The organism is Vibrio alfacsensis (assembly GCF_019670485.1).
In the GTDB taxonomy this organism is placed as follows: Bacteria; Pseudomonadota; Gammaproteobacteria; order Enterobacterales; family Vibrionaceae; genus Vibrio; species Vibrio alfacsensis.
On the sequence record NZ_AP024167.1, the window covers coordinates 86784 to 108779 of the forward strand.

The 21996-nt window shown below is 42.2% G+C and carries 22 protein-coding genes; 16 read left to right on the forward strand and 6 right to left on the reverse strand.

The annotated features are described in order from the left end of the window. Window positions 1-340 precede the first annotated feature (340 nt). From VA249_RS21935 to VA249_RS21950, 4 genes are all read right to left on the reverse strand, one after another. Window positions 341-1039 carry a hypothetical protein gene (locus VA249_RS21935; RefSeq protein ID WP_176703797.1) on the reverse strand — a complete coding sequence of 233 codons (699 nt, stop codon included), beginning with the start codon at window positions 1037-1039 and terminating at the stop codon, window positions 341-343. A 143-nt stretch (window positions 1040-1182) separates the two neighbouring features. Continuing rightward, window positions 1183-1854, reverse strand: coding sequence for a hypothetical protein (locus VA249_RS21940; RefSeq protein ID WP_176703796.1), 672 nt, complete (start codon window positions 1852-1854; stop codon window positions 1183-1185). Then, window positions 1841-2959, reverse strand: a complete 1119-nt coding sequence (locus tag VA249_RS21945) for a tetratricopeptide repeat protein (RefSeq protein ID WP_176703795.1) — start codon at window positions 2957-2959, stop codon at window positions 1841-1843. The genes VA249_RS21940 and VA249_RS21945 overlap by 14 nt, the downstream gene beginning before the upstream one ends. A gap of 9 nt (window positions 2960-2968) precedes the next feature. Beyond that, window positions 2969-3646 carry a hypothetical protein gene (locus VA249_RS21950; protein WP_176703794.1) on the reverse strand — a complete coding sequence of 226 codons (678 nt, stop codon included), beginning with the start codon at window positions 3644-3646 and terminating at the stop codon, window positions 2969-2971. A gap of 88 nt (window positions 3647-3734) precedes the next feature. Here VA249_RS21950 and VA249_RS21955 point away from each other — a divergent pair, with 88 nt between their 5' ends. After that, window positions 3735-4169, forward strand: a complete 435-nt coding sequence (locus VA249_RS21955; RefSeq protein ID WP_176703793.1) for a hypothetical protein — start codon at window positions 3735-3737, stop codon at window positions 4167-4169. Between the two features lie 12 nt (window positions 4170-4181). On the opposite strand, the gene VA249_RS21960 is transcribed toward VA249_RS21955, so the two are convergent. Then, window positions 4182-5345 (reverse strand): hypothetical protein, encoded by a 1164-nt coding sequence (locus VA249_RS21960; RefSeq protein WP_176703792.1) that lies wholly within the window; start codon window positions 5343-5345, stop codon window positions 4182-4184. A gap of 221 nt (window positions 5346-5566) precedes the next feature. On the opposite strand from VA249_RS21960, the gene VA249_RS21965 reads away from it, so the two are divergent. The 8 genes from VA249_RS21965 to VA249_RS22000 all read left to right on the forward strand — a co-directional run bounded on the left by VA249_RS21965 (window position 5567) and on the right by VA249_RS22000 (window position 14531). Next, window positions 5567-7636, forward strand: a complete 2070-nt coding sequence (locus tag VA249_RS21965; RefSeq protein ID WP_221072348.1) for an ATP-dependent DNA helicase — start codon at window positions 5567-5569, stop codon at window positions 7634-7636. A 1268-nt stretch (window positions 7637-8904) separates the two neighbouring features. Further along, the gene (locus tag VA249_RS21970) at window positions 8905-9063 is read left to right on the forward strand and encodes a hypothetical protein (protein WP_221072349.1); all 159 of its coding nucleotides are present in this window, start codon (window positions 8905-8907) and stop codon (window positions 9061-9063) included. Between the two features lie 25 nt (window positions 9064-9088). Continuing rightward, on the forward strand, window positions 9089-11089 hold the full coding sequence (locus VA249_RS21975) for a hypothetical protein (protein WP_176703790.1): 2001 nt from the start codon (window positions 9089-9091) through the stop codon (window positions 11087-11089). Window positions 11090-11142: 53 nt separating this feature from the next. Further along, the gene (locus VA249_RS21980) at window positions 11143-11817 is read left to right on the forward strand and encodes a hypothetical protein (protein ID WP_176703789.1); all 675 of its coding nucleotides are present in this window, start codon (window positions 11143-11145) and stop codon (window positions 11815-11817) included. An 81-nt stretch (window positions 11818-11898) separates the two neighbouring features. Then, window positions 11899-12678, forward strand: a complete 780-nt coding sequence (locus tag VA249_RS21985; RefSeq protein ID WP_221072350.1) for a hypothetical protein — start codon at window positions 11899-11901, stop codon at window positions 12676-12678. A gap of 124 nt (window positions 12679-12802) precedes the next feature. Continuing rightward, on the forward strand, window positions 12803-13456 hold the full coding sequence (locus VA249_RS21990) for a hypothetical protein (protein ID WP_221072351.1): 654 nt from the start codon (window positions 12803-12805) through the stop codon (window positions 13454-13456). Between the two features lie 328 nt (window positions 13457-13784). Continuing rightward, a complete protein-coding gene (locus VA249_RS21995) occupies window positions 13785-13952 on the forward strand; it encodes a hypothetical protein (RefSeq protein ID WP_176703785.1) in 168 nt (55 codons plus the stop codon). A 336-nt stretch (window positions 13953-14288) separates the two neighbouring features. Continuing rightward, window positions 14289-14531, forward strand: coding sequence for a hypothetical protein (locus VA249_RS22000; protein WP_176703784.1), 243 nt, complete (start codon window positions 14289-14291; stop codon window positions 14529-14531). 206 nt (window positions 14532-14737) lie between these two features. Here VA249_RS22000 and VA249_RS22005 read toward each other — a convergent pair whose 3' ends face one another. Further along, window positions 14738-15892 carry a coiled-coil domain-containing protein gene (locus VA249_RS22005; RefSeq protein WP_221072352.1) on the reverse strand — a complete coding sequence of 385 codons (1155 nt, stop codon included), beginning with the start codon at window positions 15890-15892 and terminating at the stop codon, window positions 14738-14740. 346 nt (window positions 15893-16238) lie between these two features. On the opposite strand from VA249_RS22005, the gene VA249_RS22010 reads away from it, so the two are divergent. The 7 genes from VA249_RS22010 (at window position 16239) to VA249_RS22040 (ending at window position 21994) form a co-directional block, all read left to right on the forward strand. Then, window positions 16239-16715, forward strand: coding sequence for an EVE domain-containing protein (locus VA249_RS22010; protein ID WP_176703782.1), 477 nt, complete (start codon window positions 16239-16241; stop codon window positions 16713-16715). Further along, on the forward strand, window positions 16712-17077 hold the full coding sequence (locus VA249_RS22015) for a hypothetical protein (protein ID WP_176703781.1): 366 nt from the start codon (window positions 16712-16714) through the stop codon (window positions 17075-17077). Before VA249_RS22010 ends, VA249_RS22015 begins: the two co-directional genes overlap by 4 nt. Continuing rightward, entirely contained in the window at window positions 17077-17313 is a 237-nt protein-coding gene (locus tag VA249_RS22020) for a sulfurtransferase TusA family protein (RefSeq protein WP_176703780.1), read from the forward strand. The genes VA249_RS22015 and VA249_RS22020 overlap by 1 nt, the downstream gene beginning before the upstream one ends. 4 nt (window positions 17314-17317) lie before the next feature. Further along, entirely contained in the window at window positions 17318-17815 is a 498-nt protein-coding gene (locus VA249_RS22025) for a hypothetical protein (protein WP_176703779.1), read from the forward strand. Window positions 17816-17882: 67 nt separating this feature from the next. Beyond that, on the forward strand, window positions 17883-18215 hold the full coding sequence (locus VA249_RS22030; protein ID WP_176703778.1) for a hypothetical protein: 333 nt from the start codon (window positions 17883-17885) through the stop codon (window positions 18213-18215). 78 nt (window positions 18216-18293) lie between these two features. Further along, a complete protein-coding gene (locus tag VA249_RS22035) occupies window positions 18294-18746 on the forward strand; it encodes a hypothetical protein (RefSeq protein WP_176703777.1) in 453 nt (150 codons plus the stop codon). Between the two features lie 326 nt (window positions 18747-19072). Beyond that, on the forward strand, window positions 19073-21994 hold the full coding sequence (locus VA249_RS22040; RefSeq protein ID WP_176703775.1) for an adenine nucleotide alpha hydrolase family protein: 2922 nt from the start codon (window positions 19073-19075) through the stop codon (window positions 21992-21994). Window positions 21995-21996 lie beyond the last annotated feature (2 nt).

The following is a 21996-nucleotide window of genomic DNA, read 5'->3' on the forward strand; positions in this document are numbered from 1 at the left end:
TGCATAGTTAGCGGTAGCAATGAGTCATACTGTGTTAGAGCACGGGCTGTATATGCCATCTCACATTATGCAATATTTAGATCGTAAGCTTACGAAGTACCCCTATGTACCTCAACACTTTGGGTATAATTGCTCAAGTTGCCCTGCTGCAGCTGAGAAATTGAACCGATACATTTAAAAGCGTTTTAGTAGCGCAGGCAAGGCGTACTTTTTCGGACACTCCTTTGGCAGTTTGTTAATCCGACAATACTTTGAAACGTATCAGCCAAGCTTAACTGATACTTGCATTATCACAGCGGGCGCTCAACTCACATTACTGAGTGAAGCGCTCCACATAGCACTACTTATCTTGCATGCGTTGCTGCACTGACAACTTGGCATTTTTCAACACCTCTTTGTCTTGCACACAAGCCCAGATAATGCGCTGATTTTCTTCTCGAATGGTAAAGCCGAAGTGAGAAAGGATCTCTTCGTAAATGCGTTCAGCGTAAACTGGCATTAATAACTCAGACTTTGGGTTATTGAATAGCAACGCATCGTGCATCCACAGGTCTTTAAAGAGCTCTGTTGGCATTTCCTCAAGCACAAGCCTAAAGGACTCCTCGAACAGCTCATACAGCGCGTATGGTGCATCAATGTGCAGCCACTCAATGGCTAATTTGTAATGCTGGCCTGAGATTCTATCTGGCAGTGTCTTATACCATGGATCGACATGCTCGATAATTTTAGTGTGAGCGTATAGTTTGCCGTTTCTGTAATGGTCCATTGCCATGTCACGATACAGTCTCTCGCAAGATTGCTGGGCAAGGTTCATCGTTTCGTAGAAGTGCAGCACTACTTTGTCGACGATGACGATCGGTGCGCTTTTTGTGATAAGTTGACCAATGAGATCTTGCTCAGAGTGATTGAACTCCGAGATATGCTCTTTTATGAACGCCTCACCATGAGCATCAAGCCAGGCTTCCATGAACTCACTCGCAAGGTCAATACGAGCCTGGTCTTCAATATCTTTCAAAATTAACGCAGCTGTATTCAACATTGTTTTTGCCTTTCAGAATTGGGGTGTGTTCTTAACTTAGAACGAAAATTTGTTCTTGAAAACCCCCTAAATTAGACAAAAATTCGTCATTCTGACAGAAATACAGTAACTCAACTTGTATTGAGAGTAACTTATTGAACTCACTAAGAAATCGTCCGTCTATCTCGTTCTACAGTGACTTTCATATTTTCGATAGAAATTTTAAAAAAATCGAAAAAAATTTCAGGTATCAGAGAATCCATGCCTGACATAGAACGTTGCATCTGAAACTCAAGCAGTGGCATCAGTGGGTGGTCTCTTAGGCCGTTGTACTCAATGAACGTGTAATTATCGCGATCCCGGCTTAATCGAAAAGCAAACTGCACAGGGTAGATTTTATCAATCGTAGTAGATTCAAAATTGTCTAAAGCAAGCTGAAGATCGGCTTGAAGCTTCTCACGGTAATAAGACATCCAGATTGGCAGCAGGTCATCATTGGTCATTTCTACTGCATCCGTTTTATGAATCAGGTCTGAGTGAAGCACATCGACATCTTTCATGTCAGCCTGGCCCGACACGATGAGGAAGTCATTCTTTTTGAAGAGTAGGGGAATAGCTACATCGGTCATTTTGACTCTTACATCTGCATATTTGCGCGTCCAACTGTTATGAGCACTGTCTTCGACCTCAACTACGTATCGCATTTGCGCCTTACCTTGGTAAACAAGCTTTTCTGCGTAACGGACAACACCTGTGAGTAAAATAGTATCCGCATAAGCGTAGGCATTTAGAACTAAGCTAAGAAACAAAGCCGTGATCAACTTAATATTCCACATGATAAACTCCTTGTGAACTGCTCGTGGTTTCTACTGGAAAATTGTATTGGATATATAAGCTCTTACTTTTCGTTCCTTTGTGTGTAAGACAACGACCATTATTGATATGAATCCGTTGCTGACGAGGGAGACTGCGAATGTCATCGAGATGATCACAACTGATGCCTGATTGAGGTACGGTCATGGAGATATGGAAACCGCTGTCTGACCAAACTAGATAATCGACTTTATTACTCACAACCCAGCGAGGGTCTCCATGCTTGTGCAGCATAGACTGGTAAGCTCGCTTGAACTCGGAACCTTTTGAAAAGATAAGCTGAATACCGGCTACCGATTGATGGGTTGGATCCGGCTCCACTATTACACCTTTGTAGACCGAATCTCTTACCGCAGTGTAAGGAATTAAACTGTGCCCTTTACTGTCAGACCGCTCAAATACCTCCGACTCATCAAGTGTAGAAAGCAACTTTGATAACGGTTCGCTCGATACCGTTAACCCCAGTAACTTTGGTGACCATAATTCACCCTTGAGCTTTTCAAGGCTCAAGGAAGAGCTCAAGCCTCGATTTGTTGCTTCACTCAAGAATTGGTAGGCCTCATTGTATTGTTTTTGGTTGTAGTACCAGTGTGCGAGTGCGAGATAGATATAACCATCGGATTTTGACTGACCTTGGATGACTCCTTTGATGTAATCAATCGGAAGATCTAAACCTGATAGTATTTCGTGATAGAGCTTTATCGCGACTAAGCCTTTCTCTTGTGGCTTATCAAACTCTTGTATCAGTAACAACGCTTGCTCGCTGTCTAATGTGCTACTTTGACTGTATAGGTGGATAAGAGCTAGCTTTGATGGCTCGTGATCAACCATTTCGCGATAATAACGAATGGCCAGCTCATTACTCTGCTTTACGAACAACCCACGTTGGTAGGCTTGAGCAATAACATAGTAATCCGCATTTCCACTGTTAATTTTGCCGAACTCTTGGTACACCCTTTCTTTCGTTATATGGGTGATATCCGCATCGGTTTCAGATGCAAAAGCAGGAAGCTGTGACGAGGTAAGTATGACGGACGAGATTAATATCGATTTAAGGATTGGGATCATAGCTCTCTCCTAGAGATCGTAAAATTGATAGATTGACTGCTTGATTATTTCTTGGGCGCTTAGGGTAGGAATCTCATTAATCAGCGCATCAAGTTCTTTTTTGAGCAATGTGGTAGACCTGGACTTCGAGTGGAACCAATTGCTGTCAAACCATTTCTCCAAACTTTCTACCTGGACCTCAGCAATTGAGATTTGTTTACGGTCTATTTTGTGTTTAATTAGATCTAACAAACGTTTTAGGTGTTCAATGAAGTCTTGAGTGATCACGACTTCTCTCAAACCGCTATCGTGGCGCTCGAGCATGTTATTGATTTCGGAATGCAACTCCTCCTGACAAAATGATGTTTCAGCATCACTTGAACCGTTCTTTGTGCTTAAGTTTTCTAGTACAGGGTTGGTGACATCCCCATCTTCAAAGAAGACCTTTTCACGCAAGGTGGAGGTTAAACCAAAACAATGCGCTACGAGGTTCGCCACGTAAAATCGAATAGGCTCTGGGCAGTACAATACAACTGACAGACCCTCTGGCATCGAAAATACGGGTTCAATAACTCGCGGTGTATCTCGGTTAAGTGAGACCACCATCCCTGATTTGTGAATACAGTATTTTCCTTTGTGTATAAAACTCAGCTTTCGGAAATTCTGTTCGTCATTTCTTAATTGATGAATCAAGGAATCGGTATCCATTCGTCCACTCCTGTTTGGCTATTTACCACTATTAGCGAAAACAATTTTTCGCTAATAGTTGGTATGGAAAGCATAAATGGAGACAGGAATGACGAAAAAATTAGATAAGACAGAACTGTTTGGTCGTATGTATCAAGCCTTGAGTTGTCATCACATCAAACCAATGGAAATGCCAATATTGATTGAACCAACTAAGACGATGAGGCTCTTTGATAATGCCTTACCGATCGGCATGGATGTTATCGACAACAAGCTGATTGCGATGAACGGCTTTTTGTGTCCGGCAGGTATCATGCACGCGTGCAGATACCAGTGTCACCAAGCATTGATGTTGGAAATGGGGTTTCAATCTGAAGCAGAACTAGAGAAATGTGGTTGGATCAAACTCAGCAATATGACGTGGTTTATCACTGGCAGGCATTGCATTATCAATGCAACACAAGACCAGCTTAAAACCATAGAATTGTGGTATCGACGAAATGAATTAGACATCGACCATTTTAACTCAATGAAAAGTCGTTAACGGGACGAACACTTATGCCTCATGGTTGGCGCAAGTATCGAGTTGCCTCCTAAGACACATATAAACACCAAATCGGTGACTAAACACAACCCCTTGCAAGCCGACAATGGTACCAACGACGATACAGAACCACTGTGAATACATTATGTAAGGTGTGATATAAATGTAGGTAAACAAAGCCACCGCTGTGGTTAAAGAAAATGGCAGAATCCCGATGATAAATGCTTTGATATAGCTGCGAGGGGATGGCTTCACTGACCCAATTTCGATAATTGGAACACGAATAAAGATGTAAGCAATCGTGCAAAGAATGCACATCAGCAACATGATCACTTCGGCTGGTGGAGAATACTTAATGTAGGTATTTTTGATTTCCAATTCAGCTAAGCTCAATGCTTTTTCTGGTGGTAAACCTTGGTAAGCATCTGGTAGTGATTTGAGACTAGGGAAGTTGAAATCAAATGACTTGCCTATATCCGAGACAATGTAGATTGAGTTATAAAGCCCATCAATGCTCATTTTGAGGTTATTCAATTCGTCTATGGTAAAGCGATGCATCCTGATTGGTAGTGATACCGCATCGGAGAAGTGCATATTCCCATAGGTCGCACTTATCAAGTACACCGCAGACAGCGTAGCAGGATCAAACTCTTTAATATCAAACTTGACGGAATAAGGCTCCGTAATGGAATAACGGGATTCAAAAGTCGTGGTCACTTTATCAATCATTAGCTCTATTGACTCATAATCGATAACTGGTAACTCAAGAGTAATTCTATCCTGATCCCATAAATAACGGAGATCATCGAGCGAGAAATTGCCATACGACAGGTAGTTATCTTCGAGCATAGATATCATCTTGGTATCTAGATCGTAACTCCCCCAGTTCCATCTGTTATTACGCTCTAATGAGAGTTCATTAATTTCTCTTGTTATTTGAGAGTAATAGTCCAATAGGAAACGACGAGAGTGATTTTGCAAGTCAATCTGTAAAGGCTCTTCTATTCTGCCGAAAAGGTAGCTCAGTGTTGTCAACTCAGTAAATTGGCGCACCTTACGGTCATAATCAATATGATAAAAAAACAACCCTGTTAAAAACACAGTAACAGCTACGAGGCATAGTACATGCGATAGCAGAGTTTTGCGATAAATGCTTGGGTTAGCTTGACTATCCATAGTGCTACCTCATCATCCAGATGACCAAATCGTTAATTGAACATGTAATTATATACAGTAACAGCAGAAATCTTGTCTTATTTTTGCGACAAAGAAAAACCAACGGTTAGGAGTGTCACTTAGCAAGAAGAAGTTTAGTTTCTACATCGAAAATTACCTCACATCTTGTCGGCTCTCAAGTCAGGGTTAAATTATCTATGCGTTTAAAAGAGGACTTAGACATGACTTCCATTTTCTTAGAGCAAATTAAAACATACAACCCTAACTTTGAACCTCGAAAAGAGCAGCTTGAGTTAATGGACTCAATCGACTCTCTTTTACAATCTACAGAGCATAATTCGCTGATTGCAGAGGCTGCGACTGGTACAGGCAAAACACTTGGCGCACTTCTTCCTGTTCTTAAAAGTGGCGCAAAGCGAGTGTTCTATTGCACTCCTAACGTTATGTTAATTAATTCGTTGGTTACAAAAGATATTCCTCGCTTAAAAGAAACCTTATTTCCAGACTTAACAGCGATTGGACTAATCGGTAAAGACCGCTTCGTATGCCTTAATAAAATTGACGACCAATACCCGTACCAAAAATCATTGAAAGACGATGCGTTGAACGGTGACTGGAATCAGATCAGAGATACTTATCAGGGCAAGATCGAAATTTCAGACGAACTATGGAACGACATTAAATATAGAGGCGATCAGTGCCGTATTGAAAGCTGTCCGTATGCGGATAAATGTGCCTATGTGAAAATGCGTAAAGCAGCGCAAAGCTCACAATTGGTCGTGACGACATACGCCATGCTATTTGCTCTCTTAGACTCAGATAGCGAATTGATCGGCAACATTGAAGAAACGGTATTTATTTTTGATGAAGCGCATCAATTACCAGAACTTATCACTTCATCGTTGCAGAAATCGTTTCAGCTATCACGCATCTGTAAGTGCTTTGAAGCCGATACGTTTGATGAATGGAAAACCAATGTACTCAATATCTATCCAAACTATAACGAGATCATCACTACCTTAGACAGCAGCATTGATAAACTCATTGATAGCATTTACGACTTTGAGCAATCACTATCCATTCGACTATCTGAACAGTCTGACGACTTGTACCAATCAACTTCGATCAGCTTATCTCTACGTTTAGATAAGCACCCAGAGCCTAAAGCAGAGCTTGCCGAATTGTATGGAGATATTCATTACCTTTTTGAATTTTTTAACGAGCTGCAAGAAGCGTTCAAAGAGGACAATTCGAATGGTTCACACTCGAAATTGATGGATAAAGTGAGTTACTACATCTACTTGCTTGAGCAAGCAGTAGGCGTACACGAACTTTCTAAAAAAGGGGATTTTAAACCAGTCGACTGGACTGCTCTTGAGACAAGAGAATTTGCGTCTTTGGTCACTTATGAAGCAGCTCCAATGCGACTAGAGCCATTCTTTGACCAATTTAAAACCGCTAAATCCATCTTTATGTCAGGCACACTGGCTGCACTTGGAAAGCTTGATTTCTTTATGAAGCAACTTGGTTTGCACAATGATGAAGTGTGGCAGCCGATGAAGCTGATTTTGAAGTCTCCATTTGACCTCAACAAGCAAGGTACTCTTATCGTTGATGACAGCATCGGTAACCCCTCAGATGATGATTATATCGCTAAGTTTGCTAATACCTTGCCAGAGCTACTTAGTGACACTCAAGCAGGGCTAATTTTGCTCAATTCATATAACCAAGTGAATAAGCTTGAGGAAGAAATGCGTTGGAACGATGATTTCAATGGTATTTCATTTAAGTTTCAAGGTGACGATTCGAGAGAGCGACTACTAGATACCCATAAAGCGGATGTTGAGGGTGGTCACAAATCAGTGATTGTTGGGTTAAGCAGTTTTGGAACTGGGCTCGATCTACCAGCGGAGCTATTAGATACCGTAATCATTGGCGCATTGCCTTTCAAAGCGGTAAACGACCCAATAAATTCAGCTAAAGCAGAGCAAGTCGAAAAAAGCGGTAAAAACAGCTTCTACCACTATACATTACCCATTGCGAGCAACACGCTGACGCAATATTGTGGGCGATTAATCAGAACGTCCGAGTGTCGTGGAAAAATTATTATCACTGACAATCGAATAGTGACCAAGAAATACGGTAGCTCTCTGCTTTCACATTTGCCCGACTTCTCAGGAAAATCAAAGTGCGTTGTTGCGAATAAAGCATCATCGGGATCACGAAGAAGAAACCGAAAACCATCCCAAGAAACAATGCCCACCGAGTTACCTAAAGAGATAGCGTTTTAGCAGGTAACAAAAGCAGCGAACGATTCGATTCGCTGCTTTTACCAGAATTACTCACAGAAATTGTGGATAAAAACAGCAAATTGCAAAACGAATGCAAAATCAGACAGACTCCCACCAGTTCAGAACACTCAAACCTACCTAAAGAGCCAAACAAAACCTACAGGTTCGTCTTAGCATTGGATTAGCACAGGGTGAACCAAGCCCACACTACCTACTTAGACTTATCTCACCATCGTGACTTTAAACATTGGATTAGCAATGGGTGGCAAGCCTAGTTATCTTCAAACCAAACAGAGCTTTATCACTTTAAGAATTAGATTAGCAATAATCCCTTGCAAAGATCGACGTTCACCAGTAGCGCTGTTCACTAATAGGGTAGGCTTGCATTATCAGTGCCAAAGTAATGCACTTTTGAAAAGACAAACTAGATAGGGCGGTTGTAGGCAGGATCAGGACACCGATTCCTCCGCCATCGGGCAAAGCAATGCAAAAATGAAGAGACTGATCTGGTTTTACTGACGTTGTGACAAAGCAATGCAAAATCAGCGAGACAGAATGGGAATATCACACCGAGAAAAAGTGAAAGTACAGAGTGAAAGGTGATCGCTACATAGATTTAATGTGACAGTTATCACAAAAATGCAACTTACTCAGAGTTATTTTCAAGATATATAAGCTTAGTTATTGGCAAACTATTGATTGTGGATATGGGTGTTGACATGTTGTGAGTATGCTGTTTGCTTCATGTTTAAAAGATGTGATCTGAAATTGCGGTTTTAGAATTGGATTAGCAGAAATCAAATATTGGATTAGCACCTTTCCATGATCATCTTTCCGATATTGCCTTGATCCATCGTTCCGGAAAACTGTAAACAACTAAAATAAATTAGCTTATAAAAGCAGTTAGTTACGTCCTTATCCACATAAGCAGTTTCGCTAGATCATTTGATCATATAAACCATTTGGAAACCAATAAAGGATCAAGAGATTTTCTAAATAATTAACATAAAGGGATTTGACCTAATTCTCGTAGTGATAAATCATCAAATTTGAGCCATAACGGAGCAAATAAGCCTAAAAACAGGGGAAATTCGACATCAAACGACGACTTGATAAATTTCCTCAAGGTGTCATACATTTGATTGAGTGATTTATGAGCAAACCTATACGGATTTATATGATCACCAAATTCAAAAAAAATGGACATTGAGAGAGAAAGGATGAACACTCAACGATCAGTTTCACGCATAACACGCATAAGTCTTAACATGACAAAAACTCCATCCCTGATCAAAGAGATGGCTCGTGTTCCTGTCGTTAAATCTGGTAAACGTATCCGTGACATTCTTCAGCAAGAACGTGTAACGACTCATAAGCAGAGCCCAGTTATGTGCAATGTTACCACATACTTCAAGCTAAAATCATAGCAGCACGGCTTGGTGATAGGTTAGCATGATGACTGATATATGTTCTCCTGTGATTCGAGTGCCTGCTTCGGCAACTCGCTCATTAGATTCACTGATCGAATCGACTAAAAACCAAGTAGGTTTTCACCGATTTTTACAGTTGGTGAAATCCTATATTGAGTATCAGCGTGAAACAGGCGATAAGCGTGAGTTCTTTGAAATCAACGAACTGTTATCAAAGTACCAGCAAAAACGTTCCTCGATATATCGCTACTTGCGCATGCTACGAGATCACAGTCGATTTGTAACACTTATCCCCGCACATGACTGCTTCAACGTGTCTGATCCACGGCTGCAATGTTATGAATTTCTGTGCAATGCTGATTATCCTGAAACACCTTTCTTCGAGCCTGCTACTAAGGGAAGAGCTGCCCAAAAGTACATAACGACTGTATTAGAGCAAAGTGGTGTCGATGACATTAGAGCGCCCTCATATTCACCGAGCCCAATCACGTTAGAATCACTCTATGGTACTGACTATGAACTGATGGCATCAAATTGCACGCTTCCACCAGCCAATATCATTTCTGAACGTCGCGAGGGTAAATTTTACCAATACGGTAAGAAGCAAACGGCTTTAGCGACCAGTGTGTATGGCGTGTTTAATGAAGAAGACGAGGATGTACTGCGCCGGATTCAGGACATCACCATTGATTATCTGAAGTTTAAAAAGCAAAAGGGTGAAATTGACGACCTTACTGATCTAAGTAAAGTGCTCATACCTATTTGGGTCGAAGAGATTGCTGAGCGCCAAGGGCTATCCAGAGGACCATCTGTACTTCGATCAATCAATCACTCTATCATTCGAGCTTATCACACGAATAAGCAGTTCACTCATATTGAGAAAACGGCTAACGACGAAGAAATATGTCTTAAAAGCCATCTTCAACTGATTAATAAGTTCCATATTATCAATCCGAACAAAACGGAGAGCAAAGGGCAACTGAAAGAAAATGCTACCACGCAAGATCGCATTAACCACGACTATGATAAACCTTTCAAGCTCTGCGTAATCACTTGGCAGCCTAGCTTTTACGACCGATTGCAAAACATAAGTGCATACGGCATTGCACACCCTGATTTACCGAAGTTACCGCTAATGGTACGTCGCTTGTACGAGAAAGTTCGGCAAGAACACTATTCAGACAGAAGAAAGTACATTCAAAAATCTGGTTACGGTGAAGCAAATATTCTTGAGTTAATCCAAGACTACTGGATTCAGGTTAAAGATAAGAACGAGGCTCTAATTCTGTCTCATGAGTTGGTTAAAGCACTTCGGTTGATACTAAAGCCAAAAGGAGCCAACAAAGACCTTTATCAAAACATTTTACTTAAGAATATCTCCGTCGATGGCAACGAGAACCACCGCGTTGTTGAATTGGACCTTTTCGGTATTACGATGGGTTTTGAGATAACAAACATCAACGGCTACCGTGATTCTCAGCGTGTAAACGATAAAGTCTACTTCCAAGTGTTTAACAAGGAACTCATTGAAGAGTCTGGGGCGACGTATCGCAATGGCGGGAACAACAAACCAATGCTGACCAACGAGTTTTACGAATCTCAATCAAGCCGTCACATGCCTGACTCACTTAAAGTGATCGAACGTATGGCTTCCAACATTCAAATATCGAAATATTTCATGGTGTATGAGGTCAATACCAAGGCTTGGCTTATCAGTCCTTACATGTCTGCGAATGAAATTGAAAACATCGCCGCAGATATCAGCAACTGGACCCATCTACCTGAAATCGACGTGCGAACCTACCTTGCTCTTAAAATGGATAAGATGCTGGTAATTCCACACATAAAACCAGATCAAATTGCATTACTGTCTCGCCAGGAAAATGTCGAACCTCGTTATGTGGTTGAATTTCTGACTAAGAGAATCGCATTTCTATCTGATGAATTTAAGCAGACGCAAAAATTGGTAACGAATAAGTTTCAAGGTTGGTACCAGGAGCAGAAGTTGACGAAGATCGTTTAGGCACAAACACCTTTTCGCTTATTAGTGTATACGCTGAAATAGGGGACCTCATTATGTTATCTAAAGCAAGACTAGAGCATGCGGGAAAAAACTGGTTAGCAACTCCATCTTCCAAATCCGGTCACGGCTGCCAACTCTGCTTAAGTCGTAGCGACATTATTTCTTCAGTAAGCCGAAAACTGGATTCTAAGACATTACCTGATCTGATTGGCTTTCGATATTTAACGGGATCGTTCGATGGAAGTGTTGCGCTTGTTTGTATTGACCAAGCAAGCGACCCAACCCTACGCAAGAAACTTAATAACATCATTTTGGGTGAATATCGTTATGCTTTTGTGCGTGAATGTGATTTTGGTAAGAAGCTTCTTGAGAGAATCCCAGATAATTGGGGAGTCATTGTCTGCAAACGTGACACGCGATTTAAAGTTGTGAGGGGGGCGGTAGACGAAAGACACATAGGCTTTAACGCTTCATTGTTTGATTTCTTTCGCCATAGCTTTGATATTCACGACGAGGAAGCGGTTCTATTGTCTTTCATTAGCAAGCAGGCTTATCACGCGCAAGCTGACACACTTGGTGAAATGAAGTCGACCATCCTTGAACTTGAAGATCATATTGCCAAGTTAAAAGGGGAGCGTGCAGAGTTACGAAAAAACATTCGAGAAATCAAAACCCACCAAGTCACTAAAGATTGGCAAATTGACGTCCCAACTTTCTTGAACTCGTAACAATATTGCAGTCAATCATGGATAAGGAGTGCCGAGATGTTAATGCCCTCAAATTACGTCGTGTCAATAAGAACGCCAGATATGATATGCCTGGAATTGCGCTCTACCAATGCGTTAGATGAGATTGAGAGCATTCTGTCAGAGCTCACCAAACTCAATGTGATTGAGCGATCTATGAATGAGACCGGCTATAAGCAAGAAATCTTAATCTTGAATGATCATCGTTGGTATCAGCTAGGTCCTCATTCTGATGCCGGTTATGAGGTTAAGACATTAGAGCGATTGCATGCTGAGTATATTGAAGAATCCATCATTGAAAACTACAACGTAGCGTTTCCAGCTGGGTATATGGAATCAATATCTTTAACTCAAGACTATTGGTTTCAGGTGCAAACCTACTTACTGACGCAAGAGCCCCAAAAAAGCGAGCGCAACACTATCTTTGCGCAGGTTATATCCAATGCTAATGACATGGCTGCTCAGTGTCATGCCGGAGCTATTTCAAGTGAAAAATATGCCTTAGCGGTTAGCTGCATTGCGATTGCAAACACAATGTTTTCTACGTTCTCAACCTACCTATCAAGCCGAATTGAAAATAACCCGTTTACGGTTGAATTCCTGTTTCAATACAACAAAGAAACCCAACCCATTTGGTCGTTAATTAAACCAAACAGTAAGTGGGAGGAGGGCTTCTTTAAAGGGATCACTCAAAACCGCCATTTTATTGAAATGCTTAAATTCAGCCACGATTTGGGTAAAAGTATGAGCAAAGATGAACGTGTGATAGCGCTTACTGCTTACAGTCGTGACAACAACCAAGATTGCGTCATCGAGCCGCTACGAAAAATGCAGTTGCTTTGATTGTCGGCTTCTAAGTCAAGTTTACTCTCTTATCAAATAAATAAGAGAGCGCTTGTATATGTTAGAAACCATCATAAATCGTATCCCAGATCCAAGTAAAAGACTACATCTTCCAGAGCCGAATATGACTTCAGTTCAAAAGCGAGCATATTGGTCCGGCATTAAGGTTGGCTACGAACTAAGTAAAGAAGAGCTAGAGTCCATCGACCGTTTTAGTTACAACGACTGGATGGCTGCGCACCATCTTGGGCAATTAAGTGTTCGCCTTACAGTTTCCAAAGAGTCCTTAGAAAAAAAAATCGGTAACTTGGCTGATCAAGAAGCGGTGAATAAAGTCGATTTGGCTCGTATAGTGAAATTGAACAAAGTGTTTTACATCGTCAATCAATCTATGGAACACGCTTTAGCACGATTACCAGTAAAGGCTAATCACTCTCCATGCAATTTGATAAGAATGAACGTTCCGACTCGAAATGGAAGCCATGTTGATTTCATCAACGGCGAGCATCGCAGCTTTGAATATATGAAATTGAATTTCCTGCATGAGTCGATAATATGCAATCAGAAGCTCATTGAGCAAGCACTGTATTGGGGGGGCAGTGAATGGTCTAAAGGGCTAGCTAAAACGGATGATGATTACCAAAACAAGATAGACCGAAAAACACAAACCCGAGCTAATCGAATCCTTGAACATTACTTGCCGGTACTTAGTGATAGACACTTCGATGTACAAGCAATGCTTGACTGTATGCAACTGAATGAAATTAAGGGGGCATAAGAGATGGAGTTCATAAAATCGATTAACTTAATACGTAAGCAGTTGGCGTATCCATTCTACATGCTGCTCATTTTCGTCCCCTTAGCGATGACAGGGGTGATATATATCTCACTTAGAGGGATGGATTTAGAGTGGGAATGGAATATCTATTTTATAGCCATGACAGGATTTTTTATCGGAACCAACCTTACTTTTTGGTGCAAATGTCACTACCAGCGCCTTAATCAATTTGAGAAAGCAAAATGGGTTGTCTTGGCGTTCGATGCAATTTTCTTAAGCATTGGTCTGGTTTTTCTTTTGCTTCCTTAAACTCACGGAGTACAAAATCATGTCTGTAGAGATTCGTAAATTGACTGAAGTAGAAGTATTGAGATTTGAGGTCGTGGAGCAGAGTGAATTAGATTCAAGTAAGCAACTTAACCGCTCTGACCTAAGAACAGAGGGACGGTGGATAATGGAAAGTAGTGAGTTTGCTGATCTACCAGATATCAAATAGAGGAGCACAGTGTTGAAAATATGTCTAACTGTAATAATGGCACTGCTGAGCTTTACGGCTCACGCCAGATTGTCGCGTTGACAAATACGGTTTCCCACGCACATAAGCCAAGCAAAGCAGCGTGGTGCAGGGATTCAAAACCGGCGACATCGTAATGGCAACTGTACCATCAGGCACAAAGCAAGGTAAACACCAAGGACGAGTCGCCGTAAACATTGCCGTCTAGCACATGCCTCAGACGGCTACAGTTATCACTAAAGAAATATGGAGGGGCGCTTGCTCCTCGGCCTGAAGACCGAGGTTTCCGCGCCTGAAAAATGATGAAAGGGGCTCCAAATGTTAGGATATAAATACGACTTCTATTTCGAGAAAGGCCATACTGTCGATCTCGATACCAACGTTCTCACTCTAGCTTCACCCGCAAATAAGGGTGACATCATTCAGGTTTCGCCTAAATATAAAAAAATCCTGCCCGTAACACAGCGAACGGTGCACTCATTTGTCATTTCCGGCATCACTCACATAGTAGGAACAGGTACTTTACTAAGATTGCGTAAAGCTACTGAGAACGATTACTAGGCAGGATTGACATAATTGAACTAGATACCGACAAAACCCAGATTAAGCTTAGGCTGCCATTATGAAGCAAGGTCAAAATGAATTTGAACTGGGCGCGCCACTTGACGCAAACCCGCACACTGACCTCGAATCAAGAGCAGAATAGACTAGGTTTGGTAGTGGGGCAGTATTATTCTCAGAATAAGGTAAAGTAATAACCAAAGGCATTAGTCTTTCTTGTCTGAATCACCAATCTTTGTTGAGGCTTGCAGACCAATTCTTTCACTCAATTTTGAGACTTGGTTCACCGCAGTCGTAAGCTGCTCTCGAGTCGCCGTAAGTTGGCCACGCAAATCAGAAGCTTCTTGTTCGATATTCTCTAGTCGTGTGACTTCTTGAGTCAACGCGCGCTCACTGGCTGATAGTGTCGCTAACTGTGTTCGTGCATCATTCAGACGTGAAGACTGTTCAGACAGCTCTTTCGTTTTTTGCTCGTAATCCTCAAGCTTGGTGCGATTTACTTCGACTTGGCTGGTTAGTTGAGTATTGGATTTCTGCAGAGTTTCATAACGCTCTTGAAGAGTCGTAAACTCAACCTCTTTCGACTCTCGTAAAGCATTTGCAACATTCAAGTCAGATCGTAGCGTGGGAACCTCTTTGAGTTGCTCTTTAAGATCTTCTATAGCCTGTTCCGCAGCCTCCAACTTGTTGATCGCTTGCTCTTCTAATACTTGATGCTTAGCCGCCAGAGTTGCGTTCTCTTTCGCTGATTCAGCAAGCGTATCATTACGTGTTTCTAGCTTCGTGATGTCTTCCTGCTTTTGTTTAACGACACCCTCATAATGTCTCTTCTGATCATCTAAAGCTTGCTGTTGCTGCGTTTTTAATTCCTCCAAGTCAGCTTGATTCTGAAGTTTTAGATCTGTTATCTGATGAGTAAGCAAGCCAGATTCTGCTCTCAGATTAGAGAGCTCATTTTTCTGGTCGGTTATGGTTTCAACAGCCTCATTGAGTAGATCTTCTTTATGGTGTAATTCACGCTGCAGCAAAGCAACTTGCTCTAGCAGATCAGATTGCTCATCATCAAGTTGCGACTTTTCGAGATCAAGCAGACGAGAGAGTTCTACTGCAATGGCTGCATTAAAAGTGCCTGAAAATGCCAACCGGCATTCAATCGAATTTCGTTGCTGTTTTTGTTGTTGACGCCATTTGGTGTAAGCGGAACTTAGAGTACTGGTGCTACTAATATCAGGAAACTTATCCAGAATGGCTCTTATCGTAACTTTCTCACCGTCCAAGAGCATCTGATCGGCAATCTTGAACAGACGTTGTTCAATAGAACTTTCTGGTCTATTGGAGTTTAATTGTGCGTTCGTGGTCATAGCATCAGTATCTAAGTTTCTGTCGAAATTGAGAAAAATTATATCACCATATTGACCGAACAAGCGACCGAACAAACAAGTTTTTTGTTCGTTCTTGTTTGTTCGGTCGCAAATTGTTCGGTTTGGTTGGTCTTTACCAATCTGTTTAAATTGATGCGCGAACACACCTAACCAACAAACCCACACCCGATTCTCACGATAACCGGTTGTAGCTTTTTTATTTCTCTCATTCGTCGTTTTGTCAGAACGACACATCTCTGCTCAAAACCTCTCTTGTGTTAAGGCTGCTCGCTTGTCGGCTTAAGAAGCAATGTCACTATGAAATTGAACAAAGGAGCAAGTTATCATGAAGAAACATTTCATTTTTATAAAGAAAGAGGGTTTCAGTCCTAAAGGCGAGCTCATGTCCGGTGAAGAATCGGTCGAAGCACTATCCAAGTGGGGTGGCTGGACTCTGTTTCAAAACACACGCAATCGTAAACAAGTCGGTGTGGGTGATGAGGTAGCGATTTACATCGGTGGTAAAGAGAAAAAGTCTCAGAACGTCGTGGCAACGGCACAAATCTCAGCAATCAGAGAGTGGTCTCAACGTGATAAAGACACCTACCCTTTGATGCTGGATGACATCCCATCGTTAGTTGTTGAGCTCAAGTCTTTTAAGAACCTAAAACGTCCCTGTAGCATTTTTCGCTTATTAGATCACCTAGACATGATTCCTAAGAATAGAACCAAGTGGGGAGCCGTGTTGGTTGGTGGGGTACTCCAACTTACTGAGCACGACTTTAAGCTACTTACTGACAGAAAACAGGTAGGTGCAACATGATTACTCACTACCTACGTTCAAAAAAGAAACGCACCAAGCCAAGTGCTCTTGCGCCAGATTGCCCTTTGAAATCGCTAGTGAAACGTATCCCTATCAGATACCACAATCGATTCAAAAATATCCGATTATCTCCGGAGCTAGGCGTGGTTTCACAACGAGAGTTTTCAACACTCGGGATGTTAGCCAGTTATCTAGGTATTTACTGCACTGGTCGAATTACCGTCGCTTTACCTTATGCAAGCGAAGTGGTGAAAGAAACTCGAGATGTGACGATCTACACCTTAATGTCACATTGCAAAGAATCACCAAACGGGCAGGAATTAAGAGCTATTTTAGAAAACTTACCAGAGGAGATGAAGTGATGGAGCTTAAGCAATTAGATGCTAGAGACGTGAGATGTCCAGATCTGACTGTGGTAATACGTCGATTCTTATTTCGACAAATTGACGACAACGAGCTGGCACATGTCGTGACTAACGAACCCTTAGCGCCCGAGCGAGTGAAACACTTGGTGCATCAAATGAACTGGAAGCTGGTAAACGAAGTTAAGCAAAAAGATGGCATCCATTTCTTAATCCAGAAATCAGCAGAGGAATAAGACTATGAAATTACTACTCTCGTTAATTCAATACATACTGCTTACCATAGGGAATAGCTACCTATCAATTAGAGCTAATCATACGGCTGCATTTTTTATTGGTCTTGCAGCGAGAACTGGGGATACCAGAGCCTCTTACTTGTTAGGCATTTCAATCGTTGCTGGCAATCATACAGGTATCTATCCGTTTGATGATGGCGTCGCAATGATTCGCCAGGCTGCTAAAGGTGGTTATGAAAAGGCGAGATTGTGGCTTGTACAATACTCTCCTCTAATCACAGACGTTGATAAACGTGATCGGTTTTCCATTCGATGTCAGGAAATTTCAGACATTCAAGAGAGGGAGGCGCCTGGGTATCTAATGCGCAATTTGAACTACCTATCAACCACATTCATCATTCTGTTTTCAGGCATTTTTATTATCAGCTCATTGATTACTTGGGTCAGAATTTTTGTGAACGCCTTGGGCATCATTTTTGTTAATGCCTTGGGTATCAGCTAACGCGTGTCGGCTTGCTTTGACTACTTAATCTAAACAATAAAATTCATTCAACGACAAGGACAACATTATGTTTGACCATCTATGCACAGAGACCGAGTGCCGGTGCCAAGCTAAGGGCTCAATGCTGACAAGTGGAGAAAATGGACAGGCCATCACCGCTTTTAGTTATCTAGGTAAAGATTGGCGAGATTGGATGCACACTGAAGATGCAAAGGTGAGATTGATCGATACCAACACTGGCGACAGCTCATTTGTCGAGGCTGATCTTGTCTACTGTGTAGGTGCGATAGATGCTGCACTTAGCCATATTGCATTTAATGCCGTTGAAGCGACCATTAACGACGTCACGTTGTACCTAAACGTTGATCTTGGCATCGTCTTTGTGTGGAAGAACGGCTAACAAAATTGTCGGTTGTAATTGTTATGTTCAGATAGAGATACTTCAGAAGACTCATCACCAATCGCAAAGGTAAATATTATGAATACGCATCGCTCGAAAAATCCTCTTGGTAACCGTTTCTATCATCTAGGGGTGGGGTACCAGCTCAGTTTCAATAATAAGTTTCAATCTCAACATGGCATAGAAATTCTTAGACCAATTCGTGATCTCGCCAATAAACAGGGGTTGGTCACCTTACCAAGAGCTCTTCAATCAAACATTCGAGGACGACGCTATTCCAATTCTATCGACTATCAATCTCAAATAAGCATTTTAAATGATGCCTACCTTTCAAACCGTATTGGTACTGCATTTCTGTTTCGCGTACTAAAATTCATCGCCAAAGAATGCCCAGACTCAACGGCACAAGGTCAAATTGATATGTTGAAACGCAATATGTCATCTGAATTATCAAGACGTCGAGCACGCAAGGGTAAGCTTTGGCAGCTTGAAATGACGAGGTGGCTGCGTAAGGTTATGAAATATAATTAAAATTAATACCCGCTCTAAATAAGCGACTACCAAGTTTTTCATTCCTTGCGCACATGGAACCAACAAATGTCGACGTTTATAAGCATTTTCTGCAATGCATAAAGCCCGAATATTTAGGCGTGGAGTTTTACGCTGAATTATCGAGTGAAATATCCGAGTCGATTCGTTTCAAAAAGGCATTCAACGTCAAAGTCAATTAAGCGGTTAAGGTTTGCTGTTTATCTGCTCTAAGTTCAACTACCCAAATATTGTGAACGATAGGTTGTTTGTCGGCATGCAAAGTCACTGTGTAATAAGATGCATCTAGACCTCAGAGGCTTTCAAACATGGATATACCAGCCGACCTACTCATTGATATCACTAAAACCGACATCACGGTTAAAGTTTTTGATGCCAACAAAGAACGCAAAGCGATGCACGCTGAAGCGTACCGGCTATTTAGAAAGGCTGTGGATGACATCAAAGTGATCAAGTCACGCTTCCTGTGCACCGTTGCTACTTCGTTTGCTAAAGATTCTTGCGTGACCAAAATGGCGGCTCTGCAGGCACATTTAGAACTTATTGATGAGGGCGTTATCGAGAAATCGACTCCGTTCCTATGTCATAGCATTGATACTGGCGTTGAAAATCCTCTTGTTACCTTGAACTGCTGGCATTCAGTAAGAGGCTTAAAGAAGACCTGCAAGGCTCTAGGCATCAATTTAGAGCTAACCATTGGTAAACCGCCACTTGCTAGTCAATGGGCAGCCCTGTACGCGTCTGGGCTTAAAATACTCTGCAGCGCGCGCGCGAACTCAGATTGCAGCGTGATTATGAAAGTCGATACAGCGGCAATCATTGAGAAAGAAATACAAGAAAAGTACGCAAGTCAAAACATCGTGACGCTGCTCGGCTCACGACATCAAGAATCTACACGTCGCAGCCAAAGCATCTCAACAATGACGCCAGCTCGCTCAGCGGAAGAACTTCTTGATATGGAACAGCTGACTTATGCGCCAATTCAACACATGAGTGATGATGATATTTGGTCGCTTATCAAAATGGCTAAGCCAATGAGCGGTCGTCCTATGATTGAGTCAGAACATGATGTGATGGGTTATTGCTCAAACACATTTCTTTATCACCTTTATAAAGACTCAACCTCAAAAAGTTCGTGCCCAACGACTGCCAAGAAAACAGCAGGTGAAGCCCCGGGCGCATGCGGCGCTTCAGCAAGAACAGGTTGCTTTGTTTGCCTTAAATCAACGCGAGACAGATCAGGGGAAGCGGCAGCAAGCACTAAACGCCACCGCGCTTATGCGCTTTACTCAAATAAAGTTAGGAACTGGCTCCAGTTTGTTAGTGGGGACATTCAATATAGAAGTTACCTTTCTAAAGCGCTGGACTACTCGAACGACGAAGCTATATGCCTACAACCAAACACGCCTAGCGGCGAGGTACTGTCTCAAATGATCTGGTATCTGTCGATGCTGACGTTCGATGAAAAGAAGCGAGCAGAAACGTTCAAGGCGCTGGTGGAGGCGGGTCGAGCACACGAAGATGACACCATTTCAGATATCCAATCCGATGAAACTCTGTCTGACCAAGAGAAAGAAGAGTTGATTGCGGTTTATACCGAGTTTGCTACTAAACCTCTCATTGAGCCAATCAACCTAGAACTGGCAATCTACCTCAGTGCCATTCACGCTAGAGATGGCATTGCGGTACCTAAATTTCATGCTTTGATGATCTATCTGGCGGTTGAGGGAGGTGAGCGCATCGAGTACCCAGAAGTTAATCTTGACGAGATGGTAGAGTCACCAATCCCATCACCAATCATGGCTATCCCATCAGTGCCATTTGAGAGCTACAACGCGGAGTTCAATTCTGAACTGGCACAACTTGGCTTTGACCGTGAGTTTAACTGTCAGATCACCGAATCGTATGTGCGCACTCGCTTTACTGAGAGTGAAGTGAAACGCCTATTGCCGGAGTACATCACTCAAGTGAAAGATGGGTATTTGACGGTGCAGGGTATAAAACCGACCCCGCTATTTACCATTTCTGGTGAAGCAAATCGTAAGCGTAAGGCGCGCAACGAACGTTCTGAACGCCGAGTAGCGCGAAGAAAAGGGAAGATTGAAAGAACCAGTCACCGAGTCAACAGCTATGCGTTTAAATCTCGCCCCGAAACTTCTCTGCTAGAGGAATCGAGCAATAAAGTGGTCTACGGCTTCGTTCCTCAACATGAGAAAGTGTTAAGTCTCGATGCTATTGAGTTCTCAGCCATGACCGAGAACGAGCGCTTTGACGTAAACCTTAATCAATATTACGAGCTGATGCAGTTTGAATTACCACGTTTGAAGAAGCAGTGGCAAGAGGAATGTGCGATGAATGAAAAATTGCACTTAACGATTTTTATACCCTCTAGTACGCAAGCTTTTAATTGGTTAGTTGAGTCGAACATTCTTATGCTCAGTCAAAGTGCCAAAGTGTCGTCACGGCGCATTATGTCCCGCACTAATTACTTCCGTTCCGTAGGACTGCATAGCTTCTCTAATCAGCAGTTAGTAGAAATGTTCAATCAAAGAAAAGCACCGAAAGACACCCAAATCCTACAGCTGGTCGACATGAACACTTACCGAAGCATGAAAGCCAAGAACCTGTTGAAATTAAAAGCTCAGCGAAATCAAAGCCGCACCAACGCCTTAGCAGTAAAGGCGTTAAGAGAAACGGATGAGAGCGCATTCCAACTTGAGTTAATGGCGCAGATGCACAAACTCCACCATGACCATATCAGCGAAGCGGTGTTTAATTCGGTTGTTTCAACAATCATGCTCAATAACGGAATCAAAGTGTTTGACCACAAACGCTTTGACCTACTCAATGAAACCAGTAATGCGTATCTAAAAATGATTCAGCGACACTTCATATCAAGCCAAGTGTTTACTTCGTATTTCCGCTCGAACAGTGAATACCAATGCCCAGTAACCGAAGCAAAGATTGAGCAGGCTGGACGAGACTTCTTTACTCAAAGCGTGAATAGCGGTCTTGCTCAAGTGCAAAGCCTGAAATGTCTACCCGAGAACGCACACTCATCGCTTGTACTGAGCCGACTGCTCATTGAAAGCTACAGTTCCGATATCAATGCAGAGTTGGACCATGCCATTGCATCAATCAAGAAGATGACTGGTCAGGCGAAGAAAAAAGCCACCATTGCCTTTTCAGCCAACCTCGCTTCTATTGATGTGGGACAGTTACGACTGTAATT

What these genes read in the sequence shown, in the direction of transcription:
- VA249_RS21935 (WP_176703797.1), bottom strand. Translation starts at nt 1,039, where the DNA reads ATGTTGAATACAGCTGCGTTAATTTTGAAAGATATTGAAGACCAGGCT.
- VA249_RS21940 (WP_176703796.1), bottom strand. Translation starts at nt 1,854, where the DNA reads ATGTGGAATATTAAGTTGATCACGGCTTTGTTTCTTAGCTTAGTTCTA.
- VA249_RS21945 (WP_176703795.1), bottom strand. Translation starts at nt 2,959, where the DNA reads ATGATCCCAATCCTTAAATCGATATTAATCTCGTCCGTCATACTTACC.
- VA249_RS21950 (WP_176703794.1), bottom strand. Translation starts at nt 3,646, where the DNA reads ATGGATACCGATTCCTTGATTCATCAATTAAGAAATGACGAACAGAAT.
- VA249_RS21955 (WP_176703793.1), top strand. Translation starts at nt 3,735, where the DNA reads ATGACGAAAAAATTAGATAAGACAGAACTGTTTGGTCGTATGTATCAA.
- VA249_RS21960 (WP_176703792.1), bottom strand. Translation starts at nt 5,345, where the DNA reads ATGGATAGTCAAGCTAACCCAAGCATTTATCGCAAAACTCTGCTATCG.
- VA249_RS21965 (WP_221072348.1), top strand. Translation starts at nt 5,567, where the DNA reads ATGACTTCCATTTTCTTAGAGCAAATTAAAACATACAACCCTAACTTT.
- VA249_RS21970 (WP_221072349.1), top strand. Translation starts at nt 8,905, where the DNA reads ATGACAAAAACTCCATCCCTGATCAAAGAGATGGCTCGTGTTCCTGTC.
- VA249_RS21975 (WP_176703790.1), top strand. Translation starts at nt 9,089, where the DNA reads ATGATGACTGATATATGTTCTCCTGTGATTCGAGTGCCTGCTTCGGCA.
- VA249_RS21980 (WP_176703789.1), top strand. Translation starts at nt 11,143, where the DNA reads ATGTTATCTAAAGCAAGACTAGAGCATGCGGGAAAAAACTGGTTAGCA.
- VA249_RS21985 (WP_221072350.1), top strand. Translation starts at nt 11,899, where the DNA reads ATGATATGCCTGGAATTGCGCTCTACCAATGCGTTAGATGAGATTGAG.
- VA249_RS21990 (WP_221072351.1), top strand. Translation starts at nt 12,803, where the DNA reads ATGACTTCAGTTCAAAAGCGAGCATATTGGTCCGGCATTAAGGTTGGC.
- VA249_RS21995 (WP_176703785.1), top strand. Translation starts at nt 13,785, where the DNA reads ATGTCTGTAGAGATTCGTAAATTGACTGAAGTAGAAGTATTGAGATTT.
- VA249_RS22000 (WP_176703784.1), top strand. Translation starts at nt 14,289, where the DNA reads ATGTTAGGATATAAATACGACTTCTATTTCGAGAAAGGCCATACTGTC.
- VA249_RS22005 (WP_221072352.1), bottom strand. Translation starts at nt 15,892, where the DNA reads ATGACCACGAACGCACAATTAAACTCCAATAGACCAGAAAGTTCTATT.
- VA249_RS22010 (WP_176703782.1), top strand. Translation starts at nt 16,239, where the DNA reads ATGAAGAAACATTTCATTTTTATAAAGAAAGAGGGTTTCAGTCCTAAA.
- VA249_RS22015 (WP_176703781.1), top strand. Translation starts at nt 16,712, where the DNA reads ATGATTACTCACTACCTACGTTCAAAAAAGAAACGCACCAAGCCAAGT.
- VA249_RS22020 (WP_176703780.1), top strand. Translation starts at nt 17,077, where the DNA reads ATGGAGCTTAAGCAATTAGATGCTAGAGACGTGAGATGTCCAGATCTG.
- VA249_RS22025 (WP_176703779.1), top strand. Translation starts at nt 17,318, where the DNA reads ATGAAATTACTACTCTCGTTAATTCAATACATACTGCTTACCATAGGG.
- VA249_RS22030 (WP_176703778.1), top strand. Translation starts at nt 17,883, where the DNA reads ATGTTTGACCATCTATGCACAGAGACCGAGTGCCGGTGCCAAGCTAAG.
- VA249_RS22035 (WP_176703777.1), top strand. Translation starts at nt 18,294, where the DNA reads ATGAATACGCATCGCTCGAAAAATCCTCTTGGTAACCGTTTCTATCAT.
- VA249_RS22040 (WP_176703775.1), top strand. Translation starts at nt 19,073, where the DNA reads ATGGATATACCAGCCGACCTACTCATTGATATCACTAAAACCGACATC.